The sequence below is a fragment of the Ligilactobacillus salivarius genome (assembly GCF_035231985.1).
GTDB lineage: Bacteria > Bacillota > Bacilli > Lactobacillales > Lactobacillaceae > Ligilactobacillus > Ligilactobacillus salivarius.
This window is the reverse complement of the sequence record NZ_CP117984.1, coordinates 1-17,435: the sequence shown is the minus strand read 5'-3', so window position 1 is coordinate 17,435 and position 17,435 is coordinate 1. Positions and strand designations below refer to the sequence as shown.

The following is a 17,435-nucleotide window of genomic DNA, read 5'->3' as shown; positions in this document are numbered from 1 at the left end:
GAAGGAACCTTTCCTTCTTATAATAATAAAAAATTTCAATTCTATAAAGCCTAAAGCATGTAAGTTTCATGATCTTTTAGAAACTCTAAGGCGGTTTGCTTTCCTATTAATTGAGAACCATTTATATCTGATACTTTTAAACCAGCCTTGATAAATTTGTCTAAAGTGTTTTTAGAAACACCTAGCCAAGCAGCCATATCTTTTTTATTTAAGTAGGGACGACTCTTCATTTCATCTTGTCGTATCTCGTTAACTTGTTCTAACAACAACTCTCGAAAATACTTTTTAAACGCTTCTTCAGTAACTGGTGAAAGCTCCATCTCTAATGCCATATATATCACCTCCAATTTCCTTAAGAATAAAAGAATTTGATTTAAATTAGAACTTTCGCCAAAATAAATACCCCAAAATTTAGAGTTTAGATTTTGAGGTATTTGCTAATTATTTTTGATATGAAATATCGGCTTCTTGATTTTCCATACCTAAATCTTGTACGTCTGTAAATTTATGTTCTAATAAAGAATATTTAACTTGGTAAACTTCAGTACGTATACCTGAAGTATGATTATCCTGCCATGCTTCATAAACAACATGAACAATTCCTTCTATTTGATTATCCTTAACCATTGCAGACTGTGTAGTTGCTGTTTTAAAACTAGCATGACTCTTAGTGGTTTCAATAATACTTCTCCCAGTATTATCTAAACCGTTGTTAAAGATAGATTTATTTAACAATACATTTGGTGTAACAAGGCTTTGTACTTTCTTTTCTCGATTTAGCCAATCTTTTTGTGAATCAAACGTAGTTACAATTCCAAAAAATTTATTTGCTTGAGTAGATAATTCTTGACTGGCTAGAATTTGCTCAGCGCTCATTCTTTCATTAACGTTATTACTTTTTCTAGCTTGTTTTAAAAACTTTCTTTGCTGAGTCTCTTTTACTTGTTGGAGTTCTTTTTTCTTTTTATTTAATTCTAAAGTTAGCTCATTTGCCTGCCCATTAATCTTAGATTGATCGACTTTGAAGATTACTAACAAGCACGATAATATGATAATACAAATAAGTGAACTAATGATACTTAATCGACTATTCATGCTAAAAACCTCCTAATTAAGACTAAGTTCTTTGTATGATAAAACTTTATAGTTTTCCAAGTCATAATGTATTTTATACATGTATTTTATCTTTTGATTTGTAGTACCTTGTTCGTATGTGGTCGTTACATAAAGAACACTATCAGACTTGTTAGTAATATCATCAAATCCTACAATTGTACTATCATTCTTATTAACTACCCATTTTTTAGATTCAGTGTTGTATCCGTGCATATATACTACGTTTTCTAAATCTGTACCTAAGATTTTTTGTAACTCTTTCTTTTGTTTTTCATAACTTGAATTATCATGAATTCCACCTAATAGCTGAGTAAAAGCAAAGGTCAACTTATTAGTTGTTTCTTGCTTAGATTTCTCTAGGTTAAAGTTATTCTTTAACGGTGATTCTAATTCAGTTTGATCCTTTTTATATTCAATCTCACTATTTATTTTTACAATTTGATTTTTTAGATCCATTACCTCTGAATTGTCAGGCTTAAATGCAATTACAATTAATGCTAATACTGTAACTAGACTCCATAAAAATAAACCTGCATACTTATTCATAGCACAACCTCCTATTTTTTCATGCCGTGTGCTGGTTTGGCAAATACTGGATGGTTTAAGGTTGCTCCATAATTTGGTAAGTTAGCCCAAGCACCATCTTTATAAGGTGGTAATACAGCTACATCCCAAGTTAAAGGCGCTCCCATATCATCTCCTGATTTTCCAGGATAGTTCTGTTCCTGAAGTAATACCGAACCATCTGCAAATACATGACCTACCATCCATGTATGTCCGATACTAGGGTCTGTACCGTCGCATGAAACTAAATCTCCTTTATGTGGCTTATCATCTTTAACCGCATAACCAAATTTTATTGCTGAATTAACTTGATCAACCCCATTACCTAAAGACCAAGATTGCGTATTGTTCCATAATACTGTTGCTTCTGATACAACATAGTCAACACATTGACCTCCAGGGTGTGACCATCCTTTTCCTGAAACACCACGTGCATCTGATACATTAATCGGTAGAAGATATGGTTTTAGGCTATCAGGAATCTCATTAGCAGCATATATTTTATCCCTAACACCTTTAGGAACCTCACCAGTTCCATCACTAGCGGAATCAGAAGAGACGGAACAAGTTTTAGAATCATTTTGCAGATCTGAAGTAACACCTACATCTGAAGTTTCTGTAACATCACCAAGCAATGAATCTTTCGCAGAAATATTGGCTCCACCAAAAAGTTCATATGCTTTTTCTGCAGCAGATCGTCTCATATTATTAGTTGCTGCTCTTGCTTTCTCTGAAGGTCTTTCATACAAATTCATCCAATCAGTTGCTGCGTCACCAGGGGAACTATTTTTTGTTTTTGAAAAGAAACTACTTACAGTTTGTGGTTCTAGAGACATAACTACTTCACCTTGATTAACTACAGACCAAGATTTATCCGACTTCTTATCATTTAAGTATTTTGTATATGGTGTAAATTGGTATAATCCACCACCAGAGCCACCACCAATTTCTTTTTGATCTAAGACAAAGCCTGTATCCTCTGCTCCACCAATATTCCCAACAATACCAGCGGCTTGCGCACCAGACATGCCCTTGCTTACCCAGAAATCAAAAGTTGCTTTAGCGTTTTTATATGCTTCAGTACCTTGTGTTGTCCAAGATCCTGTAAAACCTGATGAAATGTCTGTATCTGATGTACCAGCATTATCGCTACAACGATTATTACTAAAGAATAATACCGTGAAGATAGCAACTAAGATTATTAAAAAACCACCTAGGCCACCAATGCTACATAATACAAGTAATTTACTGTGAGTTTTGATCCATTTTTTCATCTAATTCACCTCACAATACTCTTAGAAAAAGCAATAGTATGCTTATGATAACTAGAAAGACCAGCATAAATTTTAACTTAGCCATATCATAATTAGGTATCTCTTTACCTTTAATCAAATCTTTTTTTCTTTGATTAACTTGATTACGTACGTTTTTAATACCTCTGTAGTTGTATATTCTTTTACTAACTTTTCTCTTTAAAGCCATCTTACATACCTCCACCATAACGACGTTCTTCGTCAGCAGTTAAGTCCACTTTAAATTGAATATTTCTATCACCATTGATATTCATCAAACAGTGTCCTCTTTGTAGTTTAGTTAGAGACTGTAACTCGTCAGCCGTTGTGGATCCACCTAGTGCTGTAGCTAATCTAGGGATATCGTCGTCAGATATTTGGAAGAAGAATCGGATTTGAAATAGTGAGAAGATCTTTTGAACAGCTAGAATATATGGATCGTGTGTAGATCCAGCCATGATTAAATCCTTAATTGTTGGAGCTGCCATAGTAATTGCACAAAAGTTCTTACGCATCTGTTCCATCATTGATGCTAGGAACTCAACACCAAAGGAAAACTTAGGATTAATAATATTCTCAACTTCATCAATATTTAGGTAATACCAACTGATTAAGTTTTCATCTAAAATACCATCAGCTAGTTGTTTTCTTAATTTTTGTCCGTTCTTGATAATGTCGGCAGATAACAGAGTTAATACAGAATATAACTGTGCATTGAATATTGCTTCACCTTGAGCGTGTAAACCTTGAATATCAAATGTTACTACTTGTTCGCCTGACAGATCAGGAAAACGAGTAATTCCATCAAGCATATCTCCTTGTGCAGCTTCTGCATTCATAAACGTTGAAGTTATACGATTCATGGAAGTAGTATCTACGTCTGTTAGCTTAATTCTAGGATCTCTTTCGGCTTGACGTTTTCGTTCATTTGCGTAGACTACAAACTCACGTAAAGTTGGATACATATCATGTGGTAATCCTGTAATCTTAAGTGGTTCAGAATATGATTGTGGGTTTTTAATCCATAAATTCTGAGTAATATAAAAGTCAGTTAGCCAAGTATCAAACATGGTTAAATCATCAGAATTTACATCTGGATTCAAAAATTTAAAGAAGTTCTTGAGTTTCTCTTTATGTTGGCCAAAGCTTGATATCTCATCAACTTGACCTTGATCATCAATAACTGTTGCAAAAACTTCAAAAGGGTTTATTAGATAGTCAGGTTTATCAAGTCTAATAACGACTCCACCTTGAGATCTAGTTTGTTCTTTGTATTCATTGGAGATGTCAAAATTACGTATAATTGCGCCTCTAGCAAAAACATCGTCATTAATCTTTTTAAGTAAAGTAGATTTACCCATACCAGCATTTCCAGTAACAAAAAAGAACGATCTTGTTCGTTTTTCATCACGATGAAACGGATCCCAGATCATTTCTCCTTGTGTGGAGGTATAACCATAATACGAACCACGAGGATCCTCTAGTTTGACGTGATTAAAAGGATACGATCCACTCAAAGAGTAAGCAGACATAGGTGTTGAACTTGGTCTATTAATCATGTTTTCTTGATTGCTTGTTGGCACAAGATTTGTTTCAAAATCCAACAATTGCTCATCAGCATATCTAGCCATACGAAATTGGCCATTTTTTCTCACAAAAAGCTTAATCTTTTTTTCCAATTCTTCCTTTGTTTGAGCATAAATGAAAATTCTAAAATAAACTTTCTTAATAATCTCATTACGTTGAATAATATCTTTAAGTAAATTCATTTGATCGTTATACGTGTTAGCCGACTCAACATTATCAGCAGCTTTAGCTTTACCAGAAATTTGAGAGTGTTTTTCACCTGCTGATCGTGATAATTGGTCTTTAATTTTATCTTTATCTTCAGTACCAATTGACAGCATAGTCATAGTTGAATCCGTATTTGTTAATGTGATTCCCCAAAACATCGGTAGTCCATGTGGTGGATAATGATATACACGTAAACAAGCAACATAGCCATCTCCAAATTGCAAATACTGGCTATGCTGTTTAACATTACCTTGTGGTTGAGTTTTAGATATCATTTCAAGTTGATAACCAGCAGATTCAAGCTCTAATAACTCTTTTTTCTTCATGTAACGGCCTCCTAATCTTTAAATTCTAGTGTTTAGATTATTCATTCTGTATAGAACTAATTTTTTCTTTTCTAAATCCATTTTTTCTAAAATTACAGAATTTCCACCCCAATTAATCGCATTATCTCGATTGATTCTTAATTCTCTTTGATTTTTAGCAAATAAAATTAAAATGAAATCTTGATTGAATAATTCTTTCTCCACTCTTTTTAAGGTAGATAATTGATCCTTGATATAACGTTGTTGCATTAAAAGTTGGTGTTTTCTTCGTGGCTTGGATTCATTTGAAATCAGTGAAGTGACCTTGTTATATCTGTGCAAAACATTTACACGCTGTACAGAGGTATTTGTTGGAAATGGACTAATCATGATTTGAAAATCCTCTAAATACATTGATAGAAATTGATGGTATCCTTCTATTACTGCTTTCTGTTGATTAAAAGACAAGGTTCCCAGTCCTTGTCCACGAATTGTTAGAAATTCTGCATATCCGTCGTCACTATCTTTTAGTATTAAAAAATGATCACTATTTTGAGTAAAACCTTTATACCCAATCAGATCTATAATGGGTGCAGAAGTAAATACTTGCTCCCTTTTTGATAAATCTTTTTCTTTTTTCCTAAAAAACAACCTTCTTTTAGGTTGAGGTGAGCTTGATATATCTTTCTTTACCTTAATTGCCACAATAATCACTTCCTATCAAATTCATAGTATCCATATGATTTAAATAATTTTGGTTGTCGATTAAGTAATAGCATCCAAATGACTTCGTAATTTCGTTTTCCAGGATTAGTTCTAGGACGTAAGTCTAGATAGATTGCTAAAACAAAACCTAATGCCATAAAAATATATTGTTGCTTACTTTGCTCTTCTGGAAAGAGTTGTGACAGAAGCATCGTCGCAAAAATTACTAATCCTAAAACTGCTACATCTTTTAGAAATATGTTCCAAAAGAACTTAATTTCAGCTTTAATGTCTGGAACGATTACAAATTCTTTCAAGTTTATCAATCCCTTCTAGCTATTTGTATGTAAGAATTATGCTAGATTTGTAATAAAAAACAATTTTCGCCAATAAAAAAAGTCCAAGTTACATGAACTTGAACTTTTATTAACTTATTCATCTTCAAATTTCTCGGAATCTACACCATGAACATTACCTTTAGGACTTAGATTGAAATTGCGATTTCTTAGATAATTCTTACTGATATCCCCCATCTTATCTGTAAAGCTTTGATTAGTTTTATCAACTGAATTATTAACAATATTACTTGTATTACTACTTGGATCAACTGGATTCTTAACATCTTTACTGAAATCAAAATTAGGTTGAGGACTATCTGGAATTGCAGGTGGATAATTATCAGCAGTATTATCTACTTGTGTTCCATCTATTTGATTTGAGCTACTTTCTACTTGATTATCAGGAAAATCTGTATGACCATTACTTAAATCTTGATTCATTGGATTTTCATAACTATCAACTGTATCACTAACCTGATTTGGATCATATCCTGACTGATTATTATAATCAGTATAGCCGTTATAGATATCGGTATAACCATCATCTAAACCTTGATTCATAGGATCTTCATAACCATCAACTGTATCACTAATCTGGTTTGGATCATATCCTCCTTGATTATCATAAGGATAGTCAGTGTATCCATTATAGATATCAGTATAACCATCATCAGGATTTTGTGTTATTGGATCATTATATCCATTAGCATTATCTGCATCTTGGTTTGTTTCTGGATTACTATCTTGGTAACTATCAGTATAGTTAGCAGGGCTTTCGTCCTGATTTAGATTCTGATCTGCACCATAATCCACGCCACTAGGATCATCTTGAGATAGTTGATTATCAATGTCTTGGTTTTCATTATTTGAGATATTAGCATAATCGTCACCTAGATCTTGATTTAATTGATTATCAGAACCATCTACATTATCAATATCCTGATTCTCATCGTTATACCCTGAATTATTCGATTCATAATTACCATTTTGATCTCCATTTACAATATCCTGATCTGGATTTTGATCCATACCATAATCTATGCTAGCAGGGTTAGTCTCATCTAATTCATTAGCAATATCTTGATCTTCATCATTAGTAGCATCTGTATTTTCATCTCCTAAACGAGTAGAACTGTCTTGTTCAGACGTTGCAGCATTATTTTCATCAAGATTAGAATTACCACTATTTTCTTCTACATTTTGACTATCAGAATTATTATGATTATCACTGTTATTTTCAGAATTTTGAGTGGTATCTTTAGAGCCATCTTGATGATTTAAATCATTTTTATTGTCAGAATTATTGTGATGATCATTGTTTAAATCAACGTCTGAACTATTTACTGGATTACTTTCATTCTTATTATCGTTACTTAAATTGTTGCTACTTGGTGCATGTGCCGAATCTTTGTTACTATTACTAATTCCAGAAAAAACGCTAGAATTTCCTAATCTAGTAACCCCATTTAACATTGTTGAACCTGCTGCTTTAGCTAATTTAACACCAGCAGCACCTGCTGCAACACCTGCTGCCCCAGCTGCCATGATCTGTCCTGTAGAAGCAGAGAATCCTTGTGAAACACCAGTAACTCTCTCAAAATAAGAAACACCAGCAAACATAGCGTAACCTGCAGCTGCATAGATGATAGCTATAACCATGCCTTTTTGGAAGAAGTTAAGACCAAGACCACTTAACTTATCAGGAAAACTACCTAAAAAGATCATGAAGACTTTAATTACTAGAAACATTATGTCTATAGATAAATATAGTCCAATAATGCTGCTAATTAAGTCTCTTAGTGTTTTTGTAGACCGAGTCGATTTATATGCTAACAGTGGTGCTATTAAGTTCATCAATGTTAACTCAAAGATATCTTTAACAACTCTAAAAGCTGCTACGACATAAATGATACCTAGAATTATAGACTGTGCAGTTAAAGGTAACCATTCAACATCATATCGTGTATATGAATAGTCATTCAGATTTCCCATACCTGTCCCATTTTCATTTTTTACAAGAGAATAAGATGTTTCTTGACTGGCATCTGCACCTTTATTAGTAATTAAATGATATTTAAATGGTTCAGATACCTTATTATCGCCCTTTCCAGCAATCTTCTTATCAAAACCTTTGAATTGTTTTAAAGATTTAGGATCCATACTAGCACCTAGATCTAAATTATTTACATCTGTCTTCGTTCTAATCGAATTTGTAGAAGATGGATTAATATTGTTAGGATCGTACTTCCAACCTTTATTCGCAATTCTGGCCATATCAATCACATTATTCTTAATTGGTTGAATTGCTAAATCTGCAGCACTTGCTCCATTATCGTTACCAGCTGCTTTATTAATATCATTTTTAGCTGTCACAACAATATTACCAACTGTTCTAGATTGACCATTAACTGTTCTCATGAGCAACGGTAATACAGTCAAGGTTAGAGAAACCATAAAGATGTTAGGTAGAACCTTCCCCCATCTCACCGTATGAGTTAACGATTGCAGGGCTAGAATAATAATTGAAGCACCTAACAATGCCCATCCAATTGTTGATATAACCATATATAATGCGTGTAAAGGAGAACCTTTCGCACTCAACGTTCCGTCCCATCCTAGGATAGAAAAAACAGAATTAAAGACTTTATCCAAACCAGAAACTATTGCATAGAATAGCTTAATCATAGGGTTAGCAAAAGTCCCATAAACTGAATGCCATATGCCTAAGTTGCCGTGTAAATGAGTAGCCCACTGATGATAAAAATGGACGACATCTGTATAATCTCCAGGGGCAAAATTATCTTTCCCAGCAACATCTGATAAAGAATGATCTAGGGTTGGTACATCAACTGCTAGAAGAAACAAATTTGATAACAACATTTTATCTAACCTCCTTTTTAGTATTAATTACAAAATTTTTAAAGTTTTCAAATGCAACAGTATCTTCTAAGATACCTTGAATAGCATTCCAGCTATTATTCTTTTTCCAAAAATCAGCATCTTTAAAAGATTCTATTTTTTGAGGTGCGATTCTACTAGCTAATGAATACAGATAGTTTGTGATTTTTGATATTAGAACTTGATTTTCTAATTCAGTATCACTAAATATCTGATTATTTAAAATTTCTTGAATAACTGTCTGACCAGTTGCTGATTTAGATCTTAGATTTTTACCTATCATTTTGATAATTTCTGTATAAGCAGTATCATAGTTTATCCTTTGTGCTTTTAAATCTAGACTCCTATGTCTTGATTTGATAGCTACATCAGAGAGCTTAGTTGAACTATTGAATTCTTGATTCAAGAATGTATAACGATAAGGCATCTTAGTTGCAGCGTGATCAAAAATAGGATAAGCAGATACTGATCTACCTTTAGTATCCTGTCTATAAACAGATCTTAAAACAACCATCTCACCACCCATGAGACGTGTTAGTTCGGTAGGAGATAACAAATCTTGACCAACTAAACTACCAGAATAATTAACCGCATGTGGATTCAAGGCTTTGCCATTTTTAGTGTTGACTTCAACAGTTCTTTTACCAATTTGACCTGAAATGAATTTAGCTGTTGTTTCCGAATTAGTTAAGATATAAAGTAGATTAGCACAGTTACTTTGAATAGTAGCCGCTTGTTGTTTGCTATAATGGAGTTCTAACTGCTCTAGGTTCTGAACAACAAAATGGAAATGAATCCTGGATCCTAAACCCATTGTTACTTTTGTATCTAAATTAGGAATAGTATTTAAATTACCAAATTCATCTAGAATATAGTGAATAGGAATAACTGTTTCCCCTTCATTTGATGAAGCTAGTTCGTAATTTACGTTGAAGACTTGATCAATCGCAAATGTGGCCAATTGATTATACGCAGGATTATTTGGAGGTGTGACAAAAAACAATGCTACAGGTTTCTCTGAATACGCTAGGCTGCTTTCTAATACTTTAGACTTTTCCTTGCCTTCTTTACCCAAGGCTAGTTTAATAACTTTTAATCTTACAGTTTTTAAGATAGGTTTTTTAGTATAAGGATCTAATACATATGATCCTTTGCCAATTGTTTTCTTTTTATAAATTTTCTTAGCTTTCATCACTACATATTTATCTTTTAGCTCTGCTTTGTTTTTACGAAAAGCAAAACTTATTTTAATCTCAAAACTATCAGGTAATTTACTTTTTATCGGACAACTTATATTGCCTAATTCATCAACGATAACTGTCTTATCTTCTATAACGGATTTATCATTACTAAAGCTGATAATTGCTGTTGAGAATTTAAATTTATTAGAAAATTTGGCTTTAAAGACTCTAGGAAAGCCTATACTCTCCAGATTTACTGAATTTAACGATGTCATTTTTGCAATATCTGATTGCTGATACAATTTGATTCCTTCCATAGCAGAGGAGTAAATGTTACCAGATGTTTCTTCACCAGCAAATTTAGATTGAGCAAAGGAATCTAGTGCCATTTGCCTAAACTCACTATACTCAACGTCATTTAAATCTCGTAATTTTGAAAAATAAACTGTCAATTTACTTTTCATTGATACTTGCTGTCCACGCTGAGGATTAGAAACGATATTATTATCTTGATCAACTATAACTTCCTTGCCACCTAGATCGGTCATCATATGCAGCACATTATCCATTGTTACTTGATCCCATCTATTGTTTCTATCAGCGTAATCTAAGACTGCTAAAATCAAAGCATTTAAAAGGTTAATCGAACTATTTTGCCAAAATTTGTCCTTGGCATTAGGATCTGTATAAATTGAACTTGAAAATACATTAGCTGCCTTTTGTGCCTTGTCGTAATACCCTTCTCTAGCATATTTAATAATTATCTCTAATGGATTATATGAATCAGAAAAGTTTAACTCATCAAGATTTATAACCTTTACATCATATCCCCGTTCTTTTAATGTATAGTAAGACATACGATTAAGCTCACCCTTTAAGTCATTTACTACCATTGAAACTTTATTCTTAGCACGACTTAGAATATCTATTAACGGCATAACTAACGTCTCACCTTTACCAGAACGGGAGATACCAACAATCATAGATGAAGTTTTGGTTGAATCAATGCTATAAAATCCCTTCGCTGGTTCAAATGTTTGTAACCAATCTTTTTGATTGATTGAAAATAGAGGAATCTTGGCTATAGTCCATGGGATTATAGGAAGTAACCAATATTTAAAAAATAAAATTGGATGTATTCTGATAAAAGTAGGATTAGTTGGTTTTATATGCATAACTGGAATCCCACCTGTTCCTGAGAATTCATAACCTTTATCAGGAATTTGAGGATATTGTCGTAAAACTTCAGCAACTGTAGCAAATCTATCATTGCCATACTGATTAAAGTTGGTGCTACGATGTTTATAGTAGAGTTTCCCAAAAATTGGTATCATCACTAGTGAGAATATTATCGTTAGTCCAAAAAATAATAGTTTATTGGTAGCTATAGCCAATTGATAATTTCCAAAGTTGGTCGTATTTTTCCAAACCTCTGTTACTGGATCAAAGTTTATCAGTTGTCCATCGTGTAGTGCCTGCTGACTATTTGGTGAGTTTAACCAAGCTAATAATGTGGAAAAACCTATTGTAAAGTAGGCCGAAATCCAAGAGACAAAATATGACCAGATTAACCAAAGTAAGAATAAAGTAACAGGATTACCAATGATATGAGTCCGATTATCTACTTTATTTGCTCGCTCTTTATCATAATTTTTTCCAAATCTCATCTAATCAACTCCTTCTAATTAATTATGTAAAAAGTTAAACGTAGTACAAATTTGTACTAGGTTTAACTTTTTAACTATCTATTCTGCTCTTGTACTTTATCTGCTAAGCTTGTTTGATTAGCTTGTCTTAGAAGACTCTCTGTTAAAGATGCACGATATCTATCCTGAAGGTTTAAATTATTTTCATCCATTGATTTGATAACTTTTACAACTTCATCTTTCTTTCCTTCAATAATTGCTTTGTCCAAGCTATAGAATGTTTCGGACGAATATTTATTTAATGTAGTCAAATCATTATCATGTAGAGCTTGAATTGCTTTTTTATTGACTTGATCTTGAGTTAAAACATTACTCTTCTTATTAGATACTTTTTTTGCTGCACTTAATTGACTGTCAAGAGAGGCTAACTTAGCATTATTCGTTTGAACAGTATGGTAGGTAAAATAACCTGCACCACTTCCGAGTAAAATTAATAAAACAAAAGCACTTGCAGCTAATCTACGAGCCGATTTTACACTATTCTTTAAACTAATATTTTCGTCTTTATTCTCAACAACTTCTTTCTTTTCATCTTTTTTAGAAGATTGAGCTTGTACTTGTTGAGCCATCTGTATCTGCATCCATTGTTGGAAGTAGTCAGGCTGTTTTGCATCCATGCTATCTACTTTTTTAGATACTAGATCTACTTGCTTGCTTTGTGCATCTGCGAGTTGATCATTTCTGCGTCTGAGAGTTTCATTATCAGTCTTTAAATCTTGATTGCTCTTTAACAAAGAATCTCTTTCGGCCAAAACAGCTTGATAATCAGCATTTAAAGTAGCTAGAGCTTTATTTTTTTGTTGAATTTCATCATAAGGAGCTGCAACTTTCTTGCTCTCATTATCTGCTTGTTGTTCAGCAATCATGATTTTCTTTGCGTTCAGATTTTCTGTTAAAATTCGATTATGATATTCTTCTAATTCATCTTGATAAGACTTAAAAAGTTTGCTTAAAGTATCTGCCGAATCCATCTTCAACTGAGCAATGTCTTCTCTTAATTTAATATCAAATTTTTTGGAATTTTCTTGCCAAATTCTCTGAGAAGCTCTATTTAATTCATTCTTCTTTTGCTTGTATTCTATATTGTATTTTTGATATGCTTTATCTTCATAGGTTGATCTTATCTCTGCACTTTGAGCCTTGATTTTGTCTTGATAATCTGCTTTAATTGCTGCAACTTTTTGATTATAATTTTGTTCAGCAATAGCTAGATCTGTCTCTTGTTTTTCAAGAAGTCTAGCTTTCATAGTTTCAATCTCAGAATTACTCTTGGCCAACATTTCTTCTCTAACTTTTTGTTCCAAAGTATCAAGAATTGATTTATGTTCTGATATATATTTATTAGCAGCTTTTTTTGTTAAATTTTGATAGGAATTTCTCCTCTCTAAAATAGTCTTAGCATTCTCATTGTTAATTCTGTTGCCAATAGTTTTGAGTCTCTGATTCAGATTCTTCTTAAACTCATTTTCTTTGTATTCAACATAGCCTTTCTGACCAACTTCTACAGTATCAACATTTTGAATCTCAAATTGTGGGATAGCGATACTACCTTGTTTCCTAGCATAGAGTTCTTCAGAATCTGCTCTTTGTTGTACCTGTTGATGCTGTGTTCTTTTCCCTAGTTTATTGTTACTGTTTCTAGCATTATTCATATTTCTAGGTGGAGTGATATTTTCCTTTTTGTTTACATTAGTAGTTTCTTTTTTCGTTACATTTTGGTCTTGTTGTTCTAAATTATCTTTTTTTGATACTGTTTCTACTGCCTTTTCAACTTGTGGAGTTTGAGTTTGCGAAAATGTATGTGTTAGTGGATCATATTGTGGAACTTGCTCTTTAACAGATTGTTGCATGCTGAACATTGGAACATTTAAGATAACAGTTCCTTTCTCAGCCTCATCCATGCTAGGGAGCCTTGCAATCTCCCGCTCTGTTTTCTTGGTAGACAGCATATATGTCTCTTTAATTTCATTACAAATCTTAAGTTTTTCGTCATAATCAAAATCTTCATTTTCAGGATCGTTGAAGATTGATTCAAAAATAACTTTAGATAGATTTTGATATTCATAATCCAATTCAAAATCTGATAAAGTTAGGAATTCAAACGGATTACCATCATCACCTGATTTACCTAACTTATATTTCTTATTTTTGTCATATGCCCATATTGCAAAATCTTCAAATTGAATAGATGTTCCTGTTTCAGTAATATATGTACGAAGTTCATTGAAAAGTTCTTCAATCATAGCAAATGTTGCAAATGGAGCAGTATCCGCTAAAGTCAGCTCTCCTCTCTGATCTTGAGCGGTTACTACTTTGGTATATAATTTTTCTATTTCTTTATTATTTTCTAAAGCAAAATCAGGTGAAAAAATATATCTGACTTGAAAATTATCTTCTAGTCTTTCTGCTTTATTTTTCTTGAAGCGATCAAAAATTCTCATATCACTGCACTCCTTTGATTACGTTTTATACCTAGAAGATTAAACTTAATAGTTTTTTACACAACTTTCGCCAATAAGTAATAAAAAGCAAAAAAATATCCCACATTTTGTGTGAGATATTTTTTTAACTATTATTGATCTGGGAAGTTTGTTGTAGCATATCCCTTAAGCCATGACAATAAGAACCAAGCGGCTACACAGACAACAATACCAATTGCTGCACGTGTCCATCTTTTCTTAGCAGATCTTGCCCCTTCTTCACCACCGAGACCAAATAGACCTGCGCCCCACATAATTGAGGCACCGAAACCTACTAGTGCTGCAATTTGTAAGTTGTTAGCAACACTTTTGATTGTGTTTGCGGTATTTTGACCTACATTAGCATCTAGCATATACAAATTAGCACCTGCAATTCCCTTCAATGCTAGAAATTTTGCATTACTAGCAGCTGCACTTACCATACTTAGCATAGTAAAAAACCTCCTTAGAAAATTCAATTAGTGCTTTAACACTGTTTGAATTATCAAGGAGATTTCAAATAAAATTAACTTTCGCCATAATTTGCAGATTCAACTTCGTTATCTTTATCAATAGGTATGATAGTTTTTTCTACATTTAAAGATTGGGCAAGTTCAACGAACGTCTCTAGTTCCTCTTCATCAGTTATATTAAATTCATCAACTATCTTCTGACCTACTTTTTTGATAAAATTGTCTTTTTCTTGTTTACGAATTTTCTGTAATTTCTTCTCCTCTGCAGCCAATTTAGCTTTAAGTGCAGCAACTTTCTCTTCTGCTGTTAGAATTTTTTTAGTTTTTATACTATTAACCACTATTTTCACCTTCTAGTCATCAATAATTCCTGTAAATTTTACTTTTCTAGATCCTTTTAAGTGAGATTGTAACTGACCACCTAATTTCTCACCTACAACAGTAGCTTTTAAGGTATGGATATTATTAGCAGGGTCATCAGATAATCTCATAATATACATAGCAACAGGAGCTGAAACTTCTTCTTCAATGCATCGAGCCAAAGGTCTAGCACCATTTAAAACATCAGTACCTATATCTGCTAAGTAGTCAATTAGATCATCTTCATAAACCAACTTAAATCCATGTACTGCCATTCTTTCTGACAAAGTAGCTAAATTATTATATGCAATTTGCTTAATAATATCTCTAGTTAGCATATTGAAGATAACTTTATGTTCAATTCTGTTAACGAATTCTGGCCTAAAAATATTGGTTAGTTCCATATTAACTTCCTTTTTAAAAGCATCTTGCTTTCTGGCAATTTCATTAGGTGTTAAATTCAGAAATTTTTCGGCTGTATTTGCTTCATAAATTTGGTTATCTACTATTAGTTCTGCACCTAGGTTAGTAGTCATAATGATAATTGTATTCTTAAAACTAGTCGAGCGACCTCTTTTGTCCCGTAAGATACCAGCATCTAATACTTGCAACAATCTGTCATGAACAGCTGTACAAGCTTTTTCAATTTCATCAAGCAAAATTATACAATATGGTTTTCGTTTAACTTGCACTGTTAATAAATCTTGAAATTTATCTAAAGACTCTCTCTCAGAGAATTCTGACATATCTATTCTTATAAGATTATCAGTAGAATCAAACATAACTTCTGTCATAGCTAAGGTTAAAGCAGTTTTCCCTACACCAGTTGTACCTAAAAATAAAAATGAACTAATTGGTTTAGTGGGATCTTGCAAGCCAGCTTTAGCGATTGTTACAGCATCAGTTACAGTTTTTATTGCTTCAGCTTGGCCTTTAACGACTTTCGCAAGTTTTTTATCCAAATTTTTTAATCGACTACTATCATTCTTTAAAATGTTAGTTACTGGGATACCTTTCATATCCTGAAGAACCAAAGCTATATCTTTTACATCTATGATCTCTTGTCCTTTAGTAGCTGCTATAGATCCTGCTTGATCCAATAAATCAATTGCTTTATCTGGTAATTGCCTATCACCTATATATCTAAGTGATAGATCAACACAAGCTTCAACTGCTTCATCTGTATATACTAAATGATGAAACTTTTCATAATTGTCTCTTATTCCAAATAAAACTTTAACTGCATCGTCTCTAGAAGGTTCATTCACTACAATTTGTTGAAAGCGTCGCTCTAAGGCTGGATCTTTCTCAATAAATTTGTCATATTCATCAAAGGTAGTTGCACCAATTAATTGAATTTCACCTCTAGCCATTGCTGGTTTTAAAACATCACCTAAATCCATAGCACCATTACTAGTGTCTGCACCCATAATAGTATGAATTTCATCAATAAATAAAATGTTTCTACCCTTAGTTTGTTTACATTCTTTAATAATATTCAGCATTTTTCTAACAACATCTTGTTGACCCAATGCTGCAATTTGTAGAACTCTGATTTGTTTATTCTTTAGTTTATCTCCGACTTGATTTAAGGCAATCAATCTAGCTAATCCATCAACGATAGCTGTTTTACCAACACCAGCTTCACCTAACAAAATAGGGTTATTCTTTGTTTTTCTAGACAAATTAAAAATAACTTGAGCAATCTCTTTATCACGACCAATCACTTTATAGTCATCAGGATTATTGCGAGCATTTGCAGTTAAATTTATTGTATATTTAGATAATGACGGAGTTTGTATCTTCCTTGTCAAATAACTCACCTCACCCTTGATCTAGTTTAATTGCTTCAAATAGACTTTCTGTTTTAATTTGTTTCCCTTCTAAACGGTAGCTAAAATTTGTTATTTTGTTATTTTTAAAGTTCACTAAAAATGTCCTTGAAATAAAAGGATTTGATATTTCCCAAACATCAGAATAATTGATGGTTCTTTTCAATTCTTTTGATACAAACCAAAACTTAGTATCAAGACCTTCATTCTCTAAAATTTTTTTTAATGAAAAAAGTCGAATTTTAATTAAATCAGAGTTTGGATCATACATAGAAAAGTTATCAATCTGAATCATTGATAATTTAGTTAAATTTAGTAACTCCTGTTTCCGCCATTTAGCAGCATTTTGTAGGGACAACTCTGATAACTTTATTCCATAATAGTAATTATCCCTTTTTAACACTTCTTCCAT

Annotated in this window: 15 protein-coding genes; all 15 read right to left on the bottom strand. The window is 32.6% G+C overall.

All coding sequences use genetic code 11. The annotated features are described in order from the left end of the window. Positions 1–50 precede the first annotated feature (50 nt). The 15 genes from PTA89_RS08940 to PTA89_RS08870 all read right to left on the bottom strand — a co-directional run bounded on the left by PTA89_RS08940 (position 51) and on the right by PTA89_RS08870 (position 17,435). Positions 51–332 carry a hypothetical protein gene (locus PTA89_RS08940; protein WP_049163791.1) on the bottom strand — a complete coding sequence of 94 codons (282 nt, stop codon included), beginning with the start codon at positions 330–332 and terminating at the stop codon, positions 51–53. Between the two features lie 109 nt (positions 333–441). Beyond that, positions 442–1,095 (bottom strand): hypothetical protein, encoded by a 654-nt coding sequence (locus tag PTA89_RS08935; protein ID WP_095761698.1) that lies wholly within the window; start codon positions 1,093–1,095, stop codon positions 442–444. A 12-nt stretch (positions 1,096–1,107) separates the two neighbouring features. Beyond that, positions 1,108–1,662, bottom strand: coding sequence for a hypothetical protein (locus tag PTA89_RS08930; protein ID WP_094372044.1), 555 nt, complete (start codon positions 1,660–1,662; stop codon positions 1,108–1,110). An 11-nt stretch (positions 1,663–1,673) separates the two neighbouring features. Then, positions 1,674–2,954 (bottom strand): phage tail tip lysozyme, encoded by a 1,281-nt coding sequence (locus tag PTA89_RS08925; RefSeq protein WP_095761696.1) that lies wholly within the window; start codon positions 2,952–2,954, stop codon positions 1,674–1,676. 10 nt (positions 2,955–2,964) lie between these two features. Then, positions 2,965–3,162 (bottom strand): hypothetical protein, encoded by a 198-nt coding sequence (locus PTA89_RS08920; RefSeq protein WP_095761695.1) that lies wholly within the window; start codon positions 3,160–3,162, stop codon positions 2,965–2,967. Position 3,163: 1 nt separating this feature from the next. Further along, positions 3,164–5,092, bottom strand: coding sequence for a conjugal transfer protein (locus PTA89_RS08915; protein ID WP_081531004.1), 1,929 nt, complete (start codon positions 5,090–5,092; stop codon positions 3,164–3,166). 18 nt (positions 5,093–5,110) lie between these two features. After that, positions 5,111–5,776 (bottom strand): hypothetical protein, encoded by a 666-nt coding sequence (locus tag PTA89_RS08910; protein WP_095761693.1) that lies wholly within the window; start codon positions 5,774–5,776, stop codon positions 5,111–5,113. Between the two features lie 5 nt (positions 5,777–5,781). Then, a complete protein-coding gene (locus tag PTA89_RS08905) occupies positions 5,782–6,093 on the bottom strand; it encodes a DUF5592 family protein (RefSeq protein WP_003699111.1) in 312 nt (103 codons plus the stop codon). 114 nt (positions 6,094–6,207) lie between these two features. Continuing rightward, positions 6,208–8,994, bottom strand: coding sequence for a pLS20_p028 family conjugation system transmembrane protein (locus PTA89_RS08900; protein ID WP_324177489.1), 2,787 nt, complete (start codon positions 8,992–8,994; stop codon positions 6,208–6,210). A gap of 1 nt (position 8,995) precedes the next feature. Then, complete coding sequence (locus PTA89_RS08895; protein ID WP_095761691.1) at positions 8,996–11,860, bottom strand: VirD4-like conjugal transfer protein, CD1115 family; 2,865 nt, start codon at positions 11,858–11,860, stop codon at positions 8,996–8,998. Positions 11,861–11,934: 74 nt separating this feature from the next. Further along, entirely contained in the window at positions 11,935–14,340 is a 2,406-nt protein-coding gene (locus PTA89_RS08890) for a hypothetical protein (RefSeq protein WP_095761690.1), read from the bottom strand. A gap of 131 nt (positions 14,341–14,471) precedes the next feature. Continuing rightward, positions 14,472–14,810: a hypothetical protein gene (locus PTA89_RS08885; RefSeq protein WP_034982209.1), complete on the bottom strand. Its 339-nt coding sequence runs from the start codon at positions 14,808–14,810 to the stop codon at positions 14,472–14,474. Positions 14,811–14,884: 74 nt separating this feature from the next. Further along, a complete protein-coding gene (locus PTA89_RS08880) occupies positions 14,885–15,172 on the bottom strand; it encodes a hypothetical protein (protein WP_095761689.1) in 288 nt (95 codons plus the stop codon). 12 nt (positions 15,173–15,184) lie between these two features. Further along, complete coding sequence (locus PTA89_RS08875) at positions 15,185–17,005, bottom strand: AAA family ATPase (RefSeq protein WP_407659829.1); 1,821 nt, start codon at positions 17,003–17,005, stop codon at positions 15,185–15,187. Between the two features lie 10 nt (positions 17,006–17,015). Continuing rightward, positions 17,016–17,435: a hypothetical protein gene (locus PTA89_RS08870; RefSeq protein ID WP_003699121.1), complete on the bottom strand. Its 420-nt coding sequence runs from the start codon at positions 17,433–17,435 to the stop codon at positions 17,016–17,018.

Bases quoted from the DNA above. Each gene is read 5' to 3' on its own strand.
- PTA89_RS08870 (WP_003699121.1), bottom strand. From the start codon at position 17,435: ATGGAAGAAGTGTTAAAAAGGGATAATTACTATTATGGAATAAAGTTA.
- PTA89_RS08920 (WP_095761695.1), bottom strand. From the start codon at position 3,162: ATGGCTTTAAAGAGAAAAGTTAGTAAAAGAATATACAACTACAGAGGT.
- PTA89_RS08940 (WP_049163791.1), bottom strand. From the start codon at position 332: ATGGCATTAGAGATGGAGCTTTCACCAGTTACTGAAGAAGCGTTTAAA.
- PTA89_RS08930 (WP_094372044.1), bottom strand. From the start codon at position 1,662: ATGAATAAGTATGCAGGTTTATTTTTATGGAGTCTAGTTACAGTATTA.
- PTA89_RS08895 (WP_095761691.1), bottom strand. From the start codon at position 11,860: ATGAGATTTGGAAAAAATTATGATAAAGAGCGAGCAAATAAAGTAGAT.
- PTA89_RS08885 (WP_034982209.1), bottom strand. From the start codon at position 14,810: ATGCTAAGTATGGTAAGTGCAGCTGCTAGTAATGCAAAATTTCTAGCA.
- PTA89_RS08890 (WP_095761690.1), bottom strand. From the start codon at position 14,340: ATGAGAATTTTTGATCGCTTCAAGAAAAATAAAGCAGAAAGACTAGAA.
- PTA89_RS08925 (WP_095761696.1), bottom strand. From the start codon at position 2,954: ATGAAAAAATGGATCAAAACTCACAGTAAATTACTTGTATTATGTAGC.
- PTA89_RS08935 (WP_095761698.1), bottom strand. From the start codon at position 1,095: ATGAATAGTCGATTAAGTATCATTAGTTCACTTATTTGTATTATCATA.
- PTA89_RS08915 (WP_081531004.1), bottom strand. From the start codon at position 5,092: ATGAAGAAAAAAGAGTTATTAGAGCTTGAATCTGCTGGTTATCAACTT.
- PTA89_RS08900 (WP_324177489.1), bottom strand. From the start codon at position 8,994: ATGTTGTTATCAAATTTGTTTCTTCTAGCAGTTGATGTACCAACCCTA.